The 18113-nt window shown below is 74.2% G+C and carries 15 protein-coding genes; 9 read left to right on the top strand and 6 right to left on the bottom strand.

Features of this window, described 5'->3' with window-relative positions; translation table 11 throughout:
* Window positions 1–87: 87 nt before the first annotated feature.
* The 3 genes from G011_RS0119880 (at window position 88) to G011_RS0119870 (ending at window position 3565) form a co-directional block, all read left to right on the top strand.
* Complete coding sequence (locus tag G011_RS0119880; protein WP_019610033.1) at window positions 88–963, top strand: glycosyltransferase family 2 protein; 876 nt, start codon at window positions 88–90, stop codon at window positions 961–963.
* Entirely contained in the window at window positions 960–1859 is a 900-nt protein-coding gene (locus G011_RS0119875; protein ID WP_019610032.1) for a glycosyltransferase family 2 protein, read from the top strand. Before G011_RS0119880 ends, G011_RS0119875 begins: the two co-directional genes overlap by 4 nt.
* 491 nt (window positions 1860–2350) lie before the next feature.
* Entirely contained in the window at window positions 2351–3565 is a 1215-nt protein-coding gene (locus tag G011_RS0119870; protein ID WP_019610031.1) for an MFS transporter, read from the top strand.
* 181 nt (window positions 3566–3746) lie between these two features.
* Here G011_RS0119870 and G011_RS0119865 read toward each other — a convergent pair whose 3' ends face one another.
* Complete coding sequence (locus G011_RS0119865; protein WP_026338469.1) at window positions 3747–4277, bottom strand: DinB family protein; 531 nt, start codon at window positions 4275–4277, stop codon at window positions 3747–3749.
* A 228-nt stretch (window positions 4278–4505) separates the two neighbouring features.
* Here G011_RS0119865 and G011_RS0119860 point away from each other — a divergent pair, with 228 nt between their 5' ends.
* Window positions 4506–5279 carry a MerR family transcriptional regulator gene (locus G011_RS0119860; RefSeq protein WP_026338468.1) on the top strand — a complete coding sequence of 258 codons (774 nt, stop codon included), beginning with the start codon at window positions 4506–4508 and terminating at the stop codon, window positions 5277–5279.
* Entirely contained in the window at window positions 5276–5638 is a 363-nt protein-coding gene (locus tag G011_RS0119855; RefSeq protein ID WP_019610028.1) for a hypothetical protein, read from the top strand. The genes G011_RS0119860 and G011_RS0119855 overlap by 4 nt, the downstream gene beginning before the upstream one ends.
* An 87-nt stretch (window positions 5639–5725) precedes the next feature.
* On the opposite strand, the gene G011_RS0119850 is transcribed toward G011_RS0119855, so the two are convergent.
* The gene (locus tag G011_RS0119850) at window positions 5726–7522 is read right to left on the bottom strand and encodes an acyl-CoA dehydrogenase (protein WP_019610027.1); all 1797 of its coding nucleotides are present in this window, start codon (window positions 7520–7522) and stop codon (window positions 5726–5728) included.
* Between the two features lie 135 nt (window positions 7523–7657).
* On the opposite strand from G011_RS0119850, the gene aroQ reads away from it, so the two are divergent.
* On the top strand, window positions 7658–8143 hold the full coding sequence (aroQ, locus tag G011_RS0119845; RefSeq protein ID WP_019610026.1) for a type II 3-dehydroquinate dehydratase: 486 nt from the start codon (window positions 7658–7660) through the stop codon (window positions 8141–8143).
* A gap of 212 nt (window positions 8144–8355) precedes the next feature.
* Here aroQ and G011_RS0119840 read toward each other — a convergent pair whose 3' ends face one another.
* Window positions 8356–8991, bottom strand: a complete 636-nt coding sequence (locus G011_RS0119840; RefSeq protein ID WP_019610025.1) for a histidine phosphatase family protein — start codon at window positions 8989–8991, stop codon at window positions 8356–8358.
* Between the two features lie 201 nt (window positions 8992–9192).
* Here G011_RS0119840 and G011_RS0119835 point away from each other — a divergent pair, with 201 nt between their 5' ends.
* Window positions 9193–9981: an SAM-dependent methyltransferase gene (locus tag G011_RS0119835; RefSeq protein ID WP_019610024.1), complete on the top strand. Its 789-nt coding sequence runs from the start codon at window positions 9193–9195 to the stop codon at window positions 9979–9981.
* A gap of 137 nt (window positions 9982–10118) precedes the next feature.
* Here G011_RS0119835 and G011_RS0119830 read toward each other — a convergent pair whose 3' ends face one another.
* The gene (locus G011_RS0119830; protein WP_019610023.1) at window positions 10119–12434 is read right to left on the bottom strand and encodes an FdhF/YdeP family oxidoreductase; all 2316 of its coding nucleotides are present in this window, start codon (window positions 12432–12434) and stop codon (window positions 10119–10121) included.
* 154 nt (window positions 12435–12588) lie between these two features.
* Window positions 12589–13299: a hypothetical protein gene (locus tag G011_RS0119825; protein WP_026338467.1), complete on the bottom strand. Its 711-nt coding sequence runs from the start codon at window positions 13297–13299 to the stop codon at window positions 12589–12591.
* Window positions 13300–13730: 431 nt separating this feature from the next.
* Here G011_RS0119825 and G011_RS0119820 point away from each other — a divergent pair, with 431 nt between their 5' ends.
* Together G011_RS0119820 and G011_RS0119815 are read left to right on the top strand one after the other, a co-directional pair.
* On the top strand, window positions 13731–15554 hold the full coding sequence (locus G011_RS0119820; RefSeq protein WP_019610021.1) for a SpoIIE family protein phosphatase: 1824 nt from the start codon (window positions 13731–13733) through the stop codon (window positions 15552–15554).
* A 228-nt stretch (window positions 15555–15782) separates the two neighbouring features.
* Window positions 15783–16967 (top strand): alcohol dehydrogenase catalytic domain-containing protein, encoded by a 1185-nt coding sequence (locus G011_RS0119815; protein ID WP_026338466.1) that lies wholly within the window; start codon window positions 15783–15785, stop codon window positions 16965–16967.
* Between the two features lie 75 nt (window positions 16968–17042).
* Here the strand turns inward: G011_RS0119815 and G011_RS0119810 are convergent, their stop codons facing one another.
* Window positions 17043–17912 carry a family 16 glycosylhydrolase gene (locus tag G011_RS0119810; protein ID WP_019610019.1) on the bottom strand — a complete coding sequence of 290 codons (870 nt, stop codon included), beginning with the start codon at window positions 17910–17912 and terminating at the stop codon, window positions 17043–17045.
* Window positions 17913–18113: the final 201 nt, after the last annotated feature.

Below are 18113 nucleotides of genomic sequence, written 5' to 3'. Positions count from 1 at the left end.
GGCGAGTCCGGAGCGCCGGACCCCGCCACGAGTACGGGACCGCGGCGAAGGCGCGGGTCGGGACACGAGAGGGGAGAGAGGGCCAGCGTGGGGAATCCGGAGCGCTCACGGGTCACCGTGGTGGTGGCCACCCGCGACCGGCGCGAGGAGCTGCTGCGCACGCTGGGGCACCTGGAACTGCTGGAGCCCCGCCCGCCCGTGGTGGTCGTGGACAACGCCTCCACCGACGGCACCGCCGAGGCCGTGCGCGAGGGGTTCCCCGACGTCGAACTCGTGCGCCAGGACCGCAACACCGGCTGCGTCGCCCGCAACACCGGGGTGGCGCGCGCCCGGACGCCCTACGTCGCCTTCTGCGACGACGACTCCTGGTGGGCGCCGGGGGCGCTGGAGGCGGCGGCCGACGCCCTGGACGCCCACCCGCGCCTGGGGCTGGTCGCCGCGTCGGTGTTCGTCGGCGAGGAGGGGCGGCCCGACCCGCTCAACGGGGCGCTGGCCCACAGCCCGCTCCCGGACGGCGACGGCCTGCCCGGCCCGCGGATCCTCGGTTTCCTGGCCTGCGCCGCCGTGGTGCGGCGCGAGGCGTTCACGGAGGCGGGCGGCTTCAGCCACCTGCTGTTCTTCGCCGGGGAGGAGGTCCTCCTGGCCCAGGACCTGGCGGCCTCGGGCTGGGAGCTGTGCCACCTGGAGCACGTGCGCGTGCACCACCACCCGTCCTCGGCGCGTCCGCCCGGCCTGTGGCGGCGCACGCTGGAGGAGCGCAACGCCCTGCTGACGGTCTGGCTGCGCCGCCGCCCCGGCCTGGCCCTGGCGCGCACGGCCCGGCTGGCCGGGCGCTCGCTGCGCGACCCCGTCTCGCGCGGCGCCCTGACCGGGGCGCTGCGGGTCCTGCCCGCGGTGCTGGCCCGGCGCCGTCCGGTGCCCGCGCACGTCGAGAGGGACCTGGCCCTGCTGGAGGAGGCATGAACCGGAGCGCGCGCGTGGGCGTCGTGGTCATCACCCGCGACCGCCGGGAGGAACTGCTGCGCACCCTGGACCGGCTGGCGGACCTGCCGGGGCCGCCGCCGACCGTCGTCGTGGACAACGCCTCGGGCGACGGCACGGCCGCGGCCGTCGCCGAACGCCACCGGTGGGTGCGGCTCGTCCGGGCGGGGGCCAACCTGGGCTCGGTGGGCCGCAACGTCGGGGTGGAGGCCCTGGACACGCCCTACGTCGCCTTCTGCGACGACGACACCTGGTGGGAACCGGGCTCCCTGGAGCGGGCCGCCGACCTGTTGGACGCCCACCCCGGGCTGGGTTCGGTGACGGCGCGGCTGATCGTGGAGCCCGGGGGCGGCGAGGACCCCCTCACCCCGGAGCTGCGCCACTCGCCGGTGCCCGGGCCGGACTGGCTGCCGGGTCCCGCCCTGCTCGGGGTGCTCGCCGGGGTCACCGTGTTCCGCGTCCGCGCCTTCTGGCAGACGGGGGGCTTCTCCCGGCGCCTGTGGATGGGCGGGGAGGAGGAGCTGCTGGCGCTGGACTTAGCCGCCGCCGGGTGGTGGATGTGCTGGGACGAGGACACGGTCGCCCACCACGCCGCCTCGCCGGTGCGCGACCCCACCCGGCGGCGGCGCCTGGGCATCCGCAACACCCTGTGGACCGCGTGGCTGCGGCGCCCGGTGGACGGGGCGTGGCGGCACACGTGGTCGGTGCTGCGGTCGGTGCCGCGCGACCTGTCGAGCGCGATGGCCGTCGCCGAGGCGCTCGGGGGGCTGCCCTGGGTGCTGAGGGAACGCGCGCCGGTCCCGCCGGGTGTGGAGCGCGGGCTGCGCACCCTGGAGGCGCCCCGCAGGGAGTCCCGTGCGCGGCGCTACGTGGGCTGAGGCGTCCGGGACGCGGGTCGCCCGGGATGCGGGCTGCTCGGAACGCGGGTCGCCCGGGCTGTCACGGCCGTGAGCCGATCGGGGCGTGAGTTGTCCGGGGCGCGAGCCGTCGGGGGCGCGAGCCGTCCGGGTCCCTGGCACGGGAGGCGCCCCGGGGGCGCCCGGGACGGCTCCGGGTTCCGGATGAACGCCTGCCCGCGATCCCGGGTGCGGCGCCCTTCCGGGGGCGGTGCCTTTTCTCTCCGTGCGCGGTGGGGAGCTGGTCCCCATTCCGGGGGACAAAAGCTGGAATTCCAGGTAAGCGACAGATAGCCATTCGGTGAATACTCGGTGTAGTGGCGCGGGTATGTACACGAACGCGTCACCTGTCCGTTCGATCCCTGGGTCCGCCCCTCCCAGGGCGAGGAGTCCCCCGTGCAAGCGCAACGGAACCCTGTCCCCGTTCCCCCGCTTCCCCCGAACACCCGGCCGACACCGTGCGGGCGGCGCGCATGACCCACCGACCCCTCCGCGCGTCGGACCGGGCCCCCTCCGGCGCGGGCGCGCGCAGGGCGTTGGCCGCCCTGTGCGTCACCGTCACCGCCAGCCAGGGAGTGCTGTTCTACGCCTTCCCCGTGCTGGCGCCCGCCATCGCCGAGGACACCGGCTGGTCCCTGCCCGCCGTCATCGCCCTGTTCTCCGGTTCCCAGGTCGTGGCCGGGCTGGGCGGGCCCCTGGTGGCCCGCTGGCTGCGCGTGCGCGGCCCCCGGCCGGTGATGACCGCGGCGGCCCTGCTCGGCGCGGTCGCCGTCGCCGGACTGGCTCTGTCCCCGAACCTGTGGTTCTTCGGCGCGGCCTGGCAGGTGGCCGGAGTCGCCGTGGCCGGGCTCTCCTACCCGCCCGCCTTCGCCGCCCTGACCCGCTGGTACGGGCAGGGCAGGGTCCGGGCGCTCACCGCCCTCACCCTGGTCGGCGGGCTGGCCAGTACCGTCTTCGCCCCGCTGACCGCCGCCCTGGAGGCGCAGGTCGGCTGGCGCGGCGCCTACCTCGCCCTCGCCCTGGTCCTGGCCCTGGTGGTGCTGCCGCTGCACGCCCTGGCCCTGACCCCGCCCTGGACTCCCGGCGGCACCGCCGACCGGGCCGGGGACCGCCGGGCGGTGCGCGGGGTGGTCCGCAGCGGCGCGTTCTGGGCGCTGACCACGGCGCTCGCCCTGGGCACCCTCACCGTGTACGCGGTCGTGGTCGGCGTCGTCCCGCTCATGGAGGGGCGCGGGTTCGGCACCGCCGAGGCCGCCTGGACGCTCAGCGCCGTGGGCGTGGGCCAGGTGCTGGGCCGCCTCGTCTACGCCCCGTTGGCGCGGTACAGCGGGGCGGTGCACCGGATCGCCGCGGCGCTCCTGGCCTGCGCCGGGGCGACCGGCCTGATCTCCCTGGTCAGCGGGCCGCTGTGGCTGGTCATGACCGCGGCGGCGCTGGTGGGCGCCGCGCGGGGCGTGCTCACCCTGCTCCAGGCCACGGCCGTGGCGGACCGCTGGGGGGAGGAGCACTACACCACGCTCAACGGCATCATGCACACCCCGCTCATGCTCACGATGGCCCTGGCGCCGGGGGCGTGCGCGCTGCTGGCCGGGCCCCTGGGCGGCTACCCGGCGGTGTTCCTGCTGCTGGCGGCCCTGTCGGTGCTCGGCGCCCTGGTCGCGCTGGCCAGCGGCCCGGCCCGCCGTTAGCGCCGTGACCGGCGGGGCCCTCCGCGGCGCGCCCGCCGGAGGCGGTCCCGCTCCCCGCGGCACCCCCGACGGCCCGCGGTGCCGCCGGGAGCGGGGTCGCCGACGAGGAACCCCCACGTCACACCGGACACGTTTTCGGCCCGTCGCGATGGGAGCCCCGCCCACCCGTCCTCGACGGGTGTCAGGCCTCGGACGCCGACGCGACCCGCAGCAGCCGCAGCTGCCCGAGCTCGGCCACGTTCTTCATCAGCTCGCCGTTGACCCAGGCGGCCGTGTGCTCGACCGCCAGCCCCGAGTCCGGCGGCCAGGGGAACGCGGCGGGGGCGTCCAGGTCCGGGCCGGTGAGCCCCTCCAGCACCTCCAGCCACTGCGTCCGCAGTGCGCGCAGCCAGTCGGCCGCCTCCTCCGGGCCCGGCCAGTGGACCTCCTCGCGCTCGCGCGGAACGCGTCCCCGCAGGTGGTCCAGGGCCGTGGACCACCACCAGCCGATGTGCCAGGTGACCCAGGCCGCGGTGGGGACGGGCACGGGGTCGGGTTCGGTGTCCGCCCAGTCGGGCACCCAGCGGCCCCCGCCGTCCCGGCGCACCGTCCAGCACAGGGGGCCGGGCTCCCAGAGCAGGTCGCCGGGCTCCAGGCGCTCCAGGTGGTACTCGAACAGGGACCAGGTGAAGTCGAACTGCCAGCGCAGCAGCGCGCAACGAGGGTCGGACATGGTGCCAGCCTGGCACAGGACCCCGCCCGCGCCGAAGCGGTTTTCCCGCGTCTGCCTCCACACGGGGCGGGCTGGACCACACGGCCCGCTGGTCCCCGCGTCCGGGTTTTCCCGCGTCCGCGCGGGCGCGGGAAAACCCGGACGAGAACGTGTTGCGGTTGACGTAGCGTCAACGCCTAACGTCGTTCCCCGGGCCGGAGGGACCGGCCCGACGAGGGAGAGACCGCGATGTCCTGGTCGATGGGAGAGGTGTGCCGTATGAGCGGCGTCACCTCCCGCACCCTGCGGCACTACCACCGGATCGGCCTGCTGGAGCCCGAGCGGATCGGCCCTGGCGGGATCCGCCACTACGGGCACGGCCAGCTGCTGCGCCTCCAGCACATCCTGGTGATGCGCGAGCTGGGCATGGGGCTGTCGGACATCACCCGCGTGCTGGACGAGCGCGGGGATCGGACCGGGGCGCTGCGCGACCACCTGCGCGCCCTGCTGGTCGAGCGGGACCGCGTCGACACCCTCGTCGCCACCGTGCGTCGTACCGTCGACGCACTGGAGGAGGCAGACGCCATGAAGGCCGTACACCACCCCGAGGACCTGTTCGCCGGGTTCGACACGTCCGACTACAGCGAGCGCGCCCGCGTCGAGTGGCCGCACACGTGGGAGCGGGCGCGGCGGACCACGGAGGGGATGACCGAGGACGACCGGGAGCGGTACCGCGACGAGGCCGCGGACCAGCTGCGGCGCATGGCCGCCCACCTGGTCGCGGGCATCCCGCCCGACGACCCGGCGGTCCAGGCCGAGGTGCACGTCCACTACCTGGTGGTGAGTCGGATGTGGGCGTGGACGCCCGACGCGGGCGCGTTCGAGAACCTGGGCCGGAGCTACGCCGAGGAGGGACCCTGGCGCGAGGTCTACGAGGGCTGTGCCCCGGGACTGGCCGACTACCAGCACGAGGCCATGGCGTTCTACGCACGCCAGCGGCTCGACCGGAAGGAGGAAGCGTGATCCCCGAGGACTGGCCGGTGCACCGCCGCGACGAGGACGGCGAGGTGCTCGGCTACCTCGAACCCGCGGGGGAGGGGCGCTACCGCCCCGTCACCCCCTTCGGCCGTCCGCTCGACGGTCCCGGTGACGAGGACTCCGCCCGCGCCGTCCTGGACGCCTGGGGACTGTCCTACCTGGCCGACCCCTGGCTGCTCAGCCTTCCCGGGCGGGAGGAGCCGATCAGGGTGCGGATCGTGGAGGTCAGCCCCGAGCGCGTGCGGGTGGCCAACATCGACCACGGCTACGAGGAGGCCGACCTGGGCCGCGTCTTCGTCCTGGACGTGCCCGAGACCGAACGCCTTTGCCCGGTCGGGGGCTAAACGGCGCAGTCCTTCCTTCGTTGGGGCGTTCCGCGTCCGGGGGCCGGGAGGCCGGGGCATACGCGCCCCGGCCTCCCCCGCCGCCCCTCAGAGGACGTCGGGCGAGACGTCCAGCACCGTGCGGTCGCGCGAGGCCACCAGGTCGAACTGCGGCCCGGTGCGCGGCAGCTCGTGGCGGAAGAAGTACGCCGCCGCGGCGCGCTTGCCCTCGTAGAAACCGCCCTCGCGCCCGTGCGCGGCCACCAGCTGCTCCAGCCACATCCAGGCGACCACCACGTGTCCCACCGCCTCCAGGTAGGGGGTGGCGTTGGCCAGCGCCACCGCCGGGTCGCCCCCGGCCCAGGCCGCGGCGGCCGTCTCCGCGGTCCGGTCCAGGGCCTCCGACAGCAGCCGCGCGTACTCGGCCTCGCGCCCGCCCAGCTCCCGGGCCCGGTCCGCCGTGGCGCGCGCGGTCTCCACCAGCAGCGACAGCCGGGAGCCGCCGTCGAGCACGGCCTTGCGGCCCAGCAGGTCCAGGGCCTGGACGCCGTGGGTCCCCTCGTGGATCGGGTTGAGCCGGTTGTCCCGGTAGTGCTGCTCCACGTCGTACTCGCGCGTGTACCCGTACCCGCCGTGCACCTGGATGGCCAGGCTGTTGGCCTCCACGCACCACTGGGAGGGCCAGCTCTTGGCGATCGGCGTGAGCACGTCCAGCAGCAGGTGGGCGCGCTCGCGCACCTTGCCGTCCCCGGCGCTGGCGGTCTCGTCCACCAGCCGGGCGCAGTACAGCACCAGGGCGAGCGCGCCCTCGACGTAGCTCTTCTGGGCGAGCAGCATCCGGCGCACGTCGGTGTGCTCGACGATGGGGACCTGCGGCCGCCCGGGGTCCTTGTCGCCCAGCGGGCGGCCCTGGAGGCGTTCGCGGGCGTAGGCCAGCGACTTGAGGTAGCCGGTGTAGCCGACGGCGGCGGCGCCCGCGCCCACCCCGATCCGGGCCCCGTTCATCATGTGGAACATGTACTTCAGCCCCTGGTGGGGCTCGCCGACCAGGTAGCCCACCGCGCCCGGCCGCCCGCCGGGGGTGTGGCGGCCCTCGCCGAAGTTGAGCAGCGCGTTGACGGTGCCCCGGTAGCCCATCTTGTGGTTGAGCCCGGCGGGCACGACGTCGTTGCGCTCGCCGACCGACCCGTCGGCCTCCAGCAGGTACTTGGGCACGACGAACAGGGAGATGCCCCGGACCCCGGGCGGGCCGCCGGGGATCTTGGCCAGCACCAGGTGCACGATGTTCTCGGTCAGCTCGTGGTCGCCCGCCGAGATCCACATCTTGTTGCCGAACAGCCGGTAGCCGCCCTCCCCGTCCTCCTCGGCGCGGGTGGTGATGTCGGCCAGAGAGCTGCCCGCCTGCGGCTCGGACAGGCACATGGTCCCGGTGAAGCGCCCCTCCACCATGGGTCGCACCCAGGTGTCGACCTGCTCGGGACTGCCGTGCGCCAGGAGCAGGCGCGCGTTGCCCGAGGTGAGGAAGGGGTAGGCCGAGGTGCCCAGGTTGGCGGCCTGGAAGTAGGCGCCGCACGCGCTGGAGACCACGTGCGGGATCTGGGCGCCGCCCACGGAGGCGGGCATCCCGGCGGCGCTCAGGCCGGTCGCGGCGTAGACCTCCAGGGCCTTCCCCACCTCGGGGATGACGTGGACGCGCTCGCCGTCGAAGCGGGGCTCGTTGGCGTCGCCCGTCTTGTTGTGCGGCGCGAAGTGGTCGGTGGCCACGCGTTCGGCCAGCTCCAGCGCGGCGTCGAGGGTCTCGCGCGAGTGGTCGGCGTAGTGGGGGCGTCTGGTGAGCGCCTCGGTGTCGAGCCACTCGTAGAGCAGGAAGTGCAGGTCGCGCGTGGACAGCAGGGTGGACGCCACGGGTCGCCTCCTCGGAATCGTGGACCGACTGGTCGGTATGCTACCCCGTCCGCGGGACTCCGGGGCGACCGGGGCCACGGCTCCTCCCGGGCCCTAAGCTTGCTGCCACCGACCCGAGAAGGAGCGCTGACCCGCATGTCCGCTGTGTCCGACCCCTCCCGCACCGTCCTGCTGCTCAACGGCCCCAACCTCAACCTGCTGGGCACCCGCGACCCCGGGCAGTACGGCACCACCACCCTGGCGGAGGTCGAACGGCGGGTGGTCTCCCTCGGCGAGGAGCTGGGCGTGCGGGTGGTGTGCGCGCAGAGCAACAGCGAGGGCGTGATGGTGGACCGGATCCACGCCGCCCGCGACTGGGCCGGGGTGGTGCTCAACCCCGGCGCCTACGCGCACTACGGCATCGCGCTGCGCGACGCGATCGACGCGGTCGAGGCGCCCGTGGTGGAGGTGCACATCTCCAACGTCTACGCGCGCGAGGAGTTCCGGCACACCTCGGTGACCGCGCCGGTGGCCGCGGGCTACGTCGCCGGGTGCGGGGTCTTCGGCTACGAACTGGCCCTGCGCGCGGTGCTGCGGCGCGACGCCGAGCGCCGGGAGGCGGGCGGCGCCCAGGCGGGGTGAGCCGGGCGGCCGGACCGCGCCCGGTCCCTCGGGGGGTCCTCCGCGGGCCGATCGGACCAGGGGTCCGCGGGGCTGTGTGCGGTCCCGGCCCCGACCCGCGGGGACGCGGGTCGGGGCCGGGACCAGGGGGGCGTACGCGGTCGTACCGGCCGCCCTGGAGGCGGTACCAACCGGTCGGTTTGCGCCGGACGCGCGTCGGGCGGCACGTGCGTTCAGCGGTAGGTCATCAGCGCGGGACCGCCCTGCTCCAGGTGGGCGTGGTCGTTGAAGGACAGCAGCCGGGTGCCGCCCCGGCCGTGCAGCAGCTTGCTCACCGAACCGTTGACCACCACGCGGTTCAGGGCCAGGAACCCGGTGGGCGCCGTGCCCAGCAGGGTCGAGCACACCGTCGCGATCACCCCGGCGGAGGTGAAGACCAGCGCGGTCTCCCCCTTGCCCAGTCCGGCGACCAGGTCGTCCAGCGCCTGCCGGACCCCGCTCCGGAAACCCTCCCAGGTGCCCGGACCGCTGCCCCCGGCCTCGATCCACGAGGTCAGGGAGGCGTCGAGCCGTTCCTGGAGCGAGCCGGTCGCGCCCGGGTGGGCGCCCAGCAGGCCGAGGTGGTCGTACTCGTTCCACCGCTCGTCGCCGACCGGCTCCAGGTCCAGGCCCGCCTCGGCCAGGGCCGCGGCCGCCGTCTGGCGCTGGCGGCGCAGCGCGCCGGTCACCACGCGGCCGACGCGGGGGCCGCGCCGCCGGAGCTCGGCGCCCAGCAGGCGCGCCTGCTCGTAGCCGGTCGGGCTCAACTCGTCGTAGTCCTCCGCCTCGGGGGAGGCCTTCCCGTGACGGATCAGATAGATCGCTGGCATCGCACCAGGGTACGAGCGGCCCCGCTGACGCCCCCACGCCGGGGGAGGCGATCGGAGGGACGGGCGAAGGCGCTGACGGGGTCCGGGCACGGGCGCCCGTCGTTCGGGAACGCCCGCGCACACGGCGCTTTCGCTTGCGTCACGTTTTCCGCGAGCAGGACAATACGGGCGCGGACCACGCTTCCCGTGAGAGGGCACACCATGACGGACACACCCCCCATCGACACCACCGTGGCACACTCCGCCCGGGTGTGGAACTACTGGCTGGGAGGCAAGGACAACTACCCGGCCGACCGCGAGGTCGGCGACTACGTGCTCCAGGCCTACCCGGAGATGGTCACCGCGGCCCGCGCCGACCGGGAGTTCCTCATCCGCGCGGTCACCCACCTGGCCCGGGAGGAGGGCGTCCGCCAGTTCCTGGACGTGGGCACCGGGCTGCCCACGCACGACAACACCCACGAGGTCGCCCAGGCCGTCGCCCCCGACGCCCGCGTGGTCTACGTGGACAACGACCCGCTGGTGCTCACGCACGCCCGCGCGCTCCTGGCCGGAGAGGGGACGGGGGAGGTCCACTACGTCGACGCCAACCTGCACGAGCCCGGGCAGGTCCTCAAGGCGGCCGCCGCCCACCTGGACTTCGGCCGGCCCATCGCGCTCACCATCCTGGGCGCCATGGGGCACACCCCCGACAACGCCCGGGCCTACGCCACCGTGCGCGCCTACGTGGACGCGCTGCCCCCGGGCAGCTTCCTGGCCCTGTGCGACGGGACCGACACCAGCGAACCGATGATCGAGGCTTCCCGGCGCTGGAACGAGACCGCGCCCCTGCCCTACCACCTGCGCAGCCCCGAGGAGATCGCGGGCTTCTTCGCCGGGCTCGACCTGCTGGAGCCCGGCGTGGTCTCGGCGCCCCTCTGGCGGCCCGACGCCGCGGAGGCGGGCGGGATCGTCGCGGCCGACCAGTACTGCGGCGTCGCCCGCAAGGCCTGACGGTCCGCCGGGCCCCGGGGAGCGCGCCCCGGGACCGGACGACCCGCCGGGCCCGGCGGGCCGGCCGGAAGGGTTGCCGGTGTGACGCGTGGGGCCCGGCGAAGGGGACGGGCCGGGGCACCGTTCCGGTCACGGGGTCATACGGCCCCGGAGTCGGGCTCGAAGCGCACCACCACCGACTTCGACGTCGGCGTGTTGCTCACCTCGGCCGTGGAGTCCAGCGGCACCAGCACGTTCGTCTCCGGGAAGTAGGAGGCCGCGCACCCGCGCGCGGTCGGGTAGTGCACCACCCGGAAGTGCGCCGCGCGCCGCTCCCTGCCGTCGTGCCACTCGCTCACGAGGTCGGTGTAGGCGCCGTCGGCCAGCCCCAGCTCCCGCGCGTCCTCGGGGTTGACCAGCACGACCCGGCGGCCGTCCTTGATGCCCCGGTACCGGTCGTCGAGGCCGTAGACCGTGGTGTTGTACTGGTCGTGCGAGCGCAGCGTCTGCAACAGCAGCCGCCCCTCGGGCACCTCCGGCGCGTACGTGCCGTTCACCGTGAAGTTGGCCAGCCCGGTCGCGGTGGGGAAGCGCCGGTCGTCGCGCGGGGCGTGCGGCAGGGTGAACCCGCCGGGCCTGCGCGCGCGGGCGTTGAAGTCCTCGAACCCCGGCACCACCGCGGCCACGTGCTCGCGCACCCGGTCGTAGTCGGTCAGCTCCGACCACGCCACCGGGAAGTCGCCGAGCACCCGTTCGGCCAGGTCGCAGACGATGTCCACCTCCGAGCGCATACCCGGCGACAGCGGGGCCAGTACGCCGTGGGAGGCGTGCACCTTGCCCATGGAGTCCTCCACCGTCACCCACCGCGGCTCGCCGTCGCGCAGGTCGCGGTCGCTGCGCCCCAGGGCGGGCAGGATCAGCGCCCGCGTCCCCGTCACCACGTGCGAGCGGTTCAGCTTGGTGGACACGTGCACCGTCAGCCCCACCCGGCGCATGGCGTCCTCGGTCACCAGCGTGTCCGGGGTGGCCGCGACGAAGTTGCCGCCCATCGCGAAGAACACCCGCACGTCACCGCGCGCCATGGCGCGGATGGCGTTGACGGTGTCGTACCCGTGCTCACGCGGCGGCGCGAAGCCGAACTCGGCGCCCAAGGCGTCCAGGAACTCCTCGGCCGGGCGCTCGAAGATCCCCATCGTGCGGTCGCCCTGCACGTTGGAGTGGCCGCGCACCGGGCACACGCCCGCGCCCGGGCGGCCCACGTTGCCGCGCAGCAGCAGGAAGTTGACCACCTCGCGGATGGTGGGCACCGAGTGCCGGTGCTGGGTCAGCCCCATCGCCCAGCACACCACGATCCGCTCGGAGGAGGTGACCATCGCGAAGATCCGCTCGATCAGCTCCCGCTCCAGGCCGGTGTCGCGCTCGGTGCGCGCCCAGAACTCCTCGTCCGGCTCGGCCAGCAGCGCCTTGGCGAACTGCTCGAACCCGTGGGTGTGGGAGGAGACGAACTCCCGGTCCAGGACCGGCTCACCGCGCTCGTCGGCCTCCAGCAGCAGGCGGTTGAGGGCGGAGAACAGGGCGAGGTCGCCGCCCAGCCGCACCTGCGCGAACAGGTCGGTCAGCTCGGTGCCGCGCCCCAGCAGGCCGCCCGCGCGCTGGGGGTTGCGGAACTCGCGCATCCCCGCCTCGGGCAGCGGGTTGACGGTGACGATCCGCGTCCCGGACTTCTTGGCCCGCTCCAGGGCGGTGAGCATACGGGGGTGGTTGGTGCCGGGGTTCTGCCCGGCCACGATGATGAGGTCGGCCTCGCGCAGGTCCTCCAGGGACACGCTGCCCTTGCCCACGCCCAGGGTCTCGGTCAGGGCCGAACCGGACGACTCGTGGCACATGTTGGAGCAGTCGGGCATGTTGTTCGTCCCGAGGGCGCGGGCGAACAGCTGGTAGCAGAACGCCGCCTCGTTGCTGGTGCGCCCGGAGGTGTAGAACACCGCCTGGTCCGGGGAGTCCAGCGCCCGCAGGTCCTCGGCGACCAGGTCCAGCGCGCGCTCCCAGCTGACCGGCTCGTAGTGGGTGGCGCCCTCGGCCAGGTACAGCGGCTCGGAGAGGCGGCCCTGCTGGCCCAGCCAGTACCCGGACCGCCCGGCCAGCTCGGAGACCGGGTGCTCGGCGAAGAACTCCCCGGTCAGAGCCGTGGCCGTGGCCTCCTCCGCGACGGCCTTGGCGCCGTTCTCGCAGAACTCGGCCCGGTGCCTCTTGTCCCCCTCGGGCCAGGCGCAGCCGGGGCAGTCGAAGCCGCGCTTCTGGTTGATCGCGAGCATGGCGGGCAGTCCGCGCCGCACGCCGGTGTGCTCGTTGAGGTGCCGGAGGCTGTTGAGCACGGCGGGGAGTCCGGCCGCGCTGCTCTTGGGCGGGCTGATCCGCGGGGAGTCCTGGGCGGGGTCTGCGTTGTCCGAGTGCTGGTGTCTCACACTGCGCATTCTGGCACTGACCATCCGATGGTGGGACGTCCGGGTGAGCGTCACCGGTCAGGGCGGGGCGCGGAGCGCACGGAGGCCTTCCCGCGCGGGGCGTCGCGCACCGCCCGCCGGAACCGCTGCCGGTCCGAGGGACGACCCCCGGGACCGGCATGCGTCACGACTCGCCGGGATACCCGATGAGCCGCCGTACGGCGGTCGGAGGCCCGTGCGCGCCGGAGGCGGGGTCGAAGACCAGGTCGTCACGGAAACAGAAGTACAGCCGCTGCCAGATCCCCCACGCGCGGGCCCTGAGGGGCGCGTCCCGCTTCCTGCGCGCTTCGGTGCTCTGGACGTCCCGCAGGACCAGCGCGGTTCCCGCTCCGATCACCAGTGCCCACACGACCATGCCGAACACGAAGGAGGCGAACCGCTCCACTCCTCCGAGCAGGCTCAGGGCGCCGTTGGCCACCAGGCCCACGAGGAGGAGGACCGCGGCGGACGCGATGAGCGCTCTTCTCCACTCCCAACCCAGCAGCCAGCGCAGGACCAGACCGGTGGCCACCGCCGGTACGGCGCCGAAGACACCGAACTGGATCACCAGCGGGGCGGCGAGCACGAGCAGGGCGATTCCGATCCACCGGGCGAGCCCGGGCGCCGTTCCGGGCGGCGCGGGGAAGCTCAGTTGCGCCGCCAGGGCGCTCTGGGAGTAGGAGGTGGAGGAGTGCCGGGCCCGGGCGATCGTCGTTTCGCCGCGCAGCCACGACCATTCGTCATCCCCGCGGACCGTCGACGATCCGGCGCTCCGCGTGGTCGTCGTGCCCTCACGGACCACGGCGGACACCTTGATCGTCCGATCCTGACGTGAGCACACCGGGCAGTTCGCCACCGGCCGCCTTCCTCCCGCGTCCCCGTGCCGTCAGACCTCCAGATGAGGCTAACCGTTGGCGGGGCACCGCGGAAAGGCTTTTCCTCCCGCTTCCGGGGCCCGGCTCCGCCGCCCGGCGGCGGTCCGCCGTCCCCCGCACCGGCCGCCGTGGTCGCCGACCGGTGAGGGCCCGGCGGGAGCCCGGTCGGTCCGGCGCCCCTCCTGCGGGTCCGCCGCGGGGTTCGCGGGCGCCCCTCGGGCGGTGGATGACATGCCGCCGACTCCGCAATGCGCTCCCCGGGCCGCCTCGCGGGGCAGACTGACGGCGCTGGTCATCAGGAGAAACGTGGGTAAGCGAACCGCATGGGTGTCTTCGAGCGCAGCCTTCGGACGGCCCCGGCGGGGCCGCGGCCAACTCCCGCGCGGCGGCGCGGCAACCGGAGGGCGGCGCGATGAGCGACGACGGCTGGCCGCTGGAGACCGGCCTGCTGCGCGCGGTGTTCGACAGCGTGGGCGCGGGGATGTTCGTCATCGACACCACCGGCCGGATCACCGCCGCCAACCCCTACGCGCAGCACATCCTCGGCCGGCCCAGGGAGCGGATGCTGGGCCTGGACCTGCACGAGCTGCTGCACCGCGACCCGGAGGGGGAGAGGAGCTCCAGGGAGGACTGCCGCGTCCTGGCCGTGCTCGACAGCGGCCACCCGGCCGAGGGGAGCAGCGAGTCCTTCCTGCGCGGGGACGGCACGCTCGTGCCCATCATCTGGGCGACCACCCCGCTCCAGCACGAGGGGCGCCTGGAGGGCGCGGTCATCGTCTTCCACGACTTCCGGGCGCACCGCGACGCCGCCGAGCAGACCGCGGCGCACCTGGCGGCCCTGGAGGAGCTCACCGGCCGGTTGAGCCTGGTCGCGGAGATCTCCGTGGTCCTGGCCTCCACCCTGGACGTGCCCGAGATGCTGGACAGGCTGGTCCGGCTGCTGGTGCCGGAACTGGGGGACTGGGCGGTGGTCGACATGGTCACCGACGGGCGCACCAAGGAGGTGGAGCGCGTCGCCGTGCACGCCCTCGGCGACCAGGACACGGCCGAGGCGCTCAAGGGCCCGCTGCCGCCGCTGTCCTCCGACGCCCACGCGGCGCTGATGCGCGCCCTGTACAGCACCCAGCCCGTCCTGTTCGTCGCCGGTGACCTCGCCCGTGAACCGGACGAACCGCTCGCCCGGGCGCACCGGCGGCTGTTCGACCGCCTGGGCGGGCACTCCGCGGTGGTGGTGCCGCTGCACACCCACAGGCAGGTCTTCGGGGCGCTGACCGTGGCCCGCACCGGGGAGCGGCCCGCCTACACCGACGCCGAGATCCTCGTTCTGGGGGACGTCGCCCGGCGCGCCGGTCTGGTGATGGAGAGCGCCCAGCTCTTCGCGCAGCAGCGCCACGTCGCCGAGACCATGCAGCGCCAGCTGCTGACCCCCCTGCCACAGGTCGACCACCTGCGGTTCGCCGCCCGCTACCAGCCCGCGCAGCAGGCCGCCGAGATCGGCGGGGACTGGTACGACGCCTTCCTGCTCGCCGACGGCGTCATGACCATGGTCATCGGCGACGTAGTCGGCCACGACCTCCAGGCCGCCGCGCACATGGCCGAGGTCCGCAACATGCTGCGCGCCCTGGCGTGGGACCGCCAGGAACCGCCCAGCCTGATCATGCGGCGGCTGGACGAGGCCATGACCAACACCAGCGACGCCCCCATGGCCACCGCCGTCTTCGCCCGTATCGAGGGCCCCGAGGGCGGGCCCTGGTGTCTGCACTGGGTCAACGCCGGACACCCCCCGCCGCTGCTCGTCACCGCCGACGGCCACACCCGCTACCTGGAGGACGGCCACGGACCCCTGCTGGGGATGAGCGCCGCCCTGCACCTGGGACTGGACTGGTCCGACGCCCGCGAGGAGATCCCCGCGGAGTCCACCCTGCTGCTGTACACCGACGGCCTCGTCGAGAGCCGCGACCACCCCATCGACACGGGCCTGGCCAACCTGCGCCGCCACGCCGCCGCCCTGGCCCGCCGCGACGTCGAGGACTTCTGCGACGAACTCCTCGCCCGCATCTCCCCCCGCGGTGACGACGTCGCCCTGCTCGCCCTGCGCATCCCGGCGGCGGGAGAGGGAGCGGGCGAGGACACCGCGCCGCCCCAGCACGCGCACAGCCCCGCCGCGCCCGACCGCGGGGCGCCCGGCGCGGCCGTCGAGGACAGCCCGGTCAGGGACACCTCCGAGCGGGGGTGAGCTGGAGCGGACCCGGGAGGGGTACGGGCCCGGGGCGCCGGTGCACGGGGCCTCGGACCGGTGCGCCGACCGGCTCCGGATCGCACGCCGGGCCCACAGCGGACCGGTTCCGGGGCGCCCGCGACTCCCGTTTCCGCGGACACGGGCCGGGTAGTGGCCGAGGGCAGTCCAGGGGGCCGCGCGCTCCCCAGGCGACGCCCGCCACCGTCGTGAGACCAGGGGGAACCAATGAAGGCAGTGGTGTGGAACGGGACCAGGAACGTCGACACCGTGACCGTTCCCGATCCGCGGATCGAGGAGCCCGGTGACGCCCTCGTCCGGATCACCAGTTCGGGCCTGTGCGGATCGGACCTGCACCTGTACGAGGTGCTCGGGCCGTTCATGACCCCGGGGGACATCCTCGGACACGAACCCATGGGCGTGGTCGAGGAGGTCGGTTCCGGCGTCACCTCCCTCACCCCCGGCCAGCGGGTCGTCATCCCCTTCCAGATCTCCTGCGGGCACTGCCTCATGTGCGACACCGGCCTCCAGAGCCAGTGCGAGAACACCCAGGTCGAGGAGCAGGGCATGGGCGCCGCGCTCTTCGGCTACAGCAAGCTCTACGGCGCGGTGCCCGGCGCGCAGGCCGAGTACCTGCGGGTTCCGCGAGCCGAGACCACCGCGGTCCCGGTGCCCGACCAGGGCCCCGACGACCGCTACCTGTTCCTGTCCGACGTGCTGCCGACCGCCTGGCAGGCCGTCCGCTACGCCGACGTCCCCGAGGGCGGGTCGGTGGCCGTCCTGGGGCTGGGGCCGATCGGCGACATGTGCTGCCGGGTCGCCCGCCACCTGGGCGCGGGCCGGGTGTTCGGCGTGGACCCGGTGCCGGAACGGCGCGCCCGCGCCGCCGCCCGGGACGTGGAGGTGTTCGACTCCTCCAAGGGCACCGACGACGTGGTCCAGGAGATCCGCGACCGCACGGACGGGCGAGGCCCGGACGCGGTCATCGACGCGGTCGGCATGGAGGCGGCCGGGCACGGCTCGGTCAAGTTCGCGCAGCGCGTGGCCAACCTCATGCCCCGGGGCGTGGCGGCCAAGATGATGGAGACGGCCGGGGTGGACCGGCTGACCGCCCTGCACACCGCCATCGACCTGGTGCGGCGCGGCGGGACCGTCTCCCTGATCGGCGTGTACGGCGGCATGGCCGACCCGATGCCGATGCTCACGCTCTTCGACAAGCAGATCCAGCTGCGGATGGGGCAGGCCAACGTGCGCCGGTGGGTGCCGGAGATCCTGCCGCTGCTGGAGGGGTCCGACCCGCTGGGGGTGGACGACTTCGCCACCCACCACGTGGGCCTGGACGCGGCCTCGCTGGCCTACGAGAAGTTCCAGAAGAAGCAGGACGGCGTGTTCAAGGTCGTCTTCCGGCCCTGACCCGCCGGAGGCGGGCGCCCCGGGCCGGGGGGATCCGGCCCGGGGCGCCGTTCTGTTCTCCTCCGTTCGTCCGGACTAGTTCTCGTAGATCCGGACGTAGTCGACGACCATCTGCTGGGGGAACTGGGTGGTGCCGTCGGGGTAGCCGGGCCAGTCACCGCCCACGGCGATGTTGAGGATCATGAAGAAGGGCTGGTCGTAGACCCACGGGTTGCCGCCCACGTCGGCGCTGGTGAGGGTGTGGTAGGCGTTGCCGTCCACGGACCAGGTGATGGAGCCGGGGCTCCAGTCGACGGCGAAGGTGTGGAAGTCGTCGGCGAAGGACCAGCCCTGCGGGTGCATGTAGGAGCCGGTCAGGGGGTTGCCCCCGGAGTAGCCGGGGCCGTGGAGGGTGCCGTGGACCAGGTGGGGTTCGCGGCCGATGTTCTCCATGATGTCGATCTCGCCGGAGTTGGGCCAGGGGGTGTCGGGGAAGTCGGCGCCGAGCATCCAGAAGGCGGGCCAGATGCCCTGGCCGCGGGGGATCTTGATGCGGGCCTCGATGCGGCCGTAGGCGTGTTCGACCTTGTTCTGGGTGGTCATGCGGGCGGAGGTGTAGGCGCCGTCCGCTTCCTTGCGTGCGGTGATGACGAGGTTGCCGTTGCCGTCGAGGGCGGAGTTGGCGCGGCTGTCGGTGTAGTTCTGGAGTTCGTTGTTGCCCCAGCCGTGGGCGCCGGTCTCGTGGTTCCAGTTGGCGGGGTCGGGGGCGCTTCCGGCGGCGCCGTCGAACTCGTCGGACCAGACGACGTCCCCGGGCGCGGCGCTGAGTTCGGCGTTGGCCTCGTCCACGTCGGCTCCGGTCCACTGCGGTGCGGTGAGGATCGCCGCGGCCAGCGCGGCGGAGGCGGTCACCGCCGTGGCGACGGTGGCGGTGCGGCGGGTACTGCGGCGGGCGCTCTTGGTCATGGCGTACTCCGGTGAGCGGGGGGACGGGCGAGCCCGGCGCCGCGACGCGTGCGAAATAGCGGGTCCCGCACGTGCCGCGAGGGGCTTGCCCGCGTGGGCGGACGCCCACTGAACAAGCGTTAAGTGACTGTACGTACGCGACCGTTCGCGGACAAGGGGGTCGCGCGAAAAAGTTGGGATCGCTCCCATGGGGCTGGGGTG

The organism is Nocardiopsis sp. CNS-639 (genome assembly GCF_000381685.1).
In the GTDB taxonomy this organism is placed as follows: Bacteria; Actinomycetota; Actinomycetes; order Streptosporangiales; family Streptosporangiaceae; genus Nocardiopsis; species Nocardiopsis dassonvillei.
Note: the sequence above shows the minus strand (reverse complement) of the source record. Positions and strands in the feature narration are given on the sequence as shown.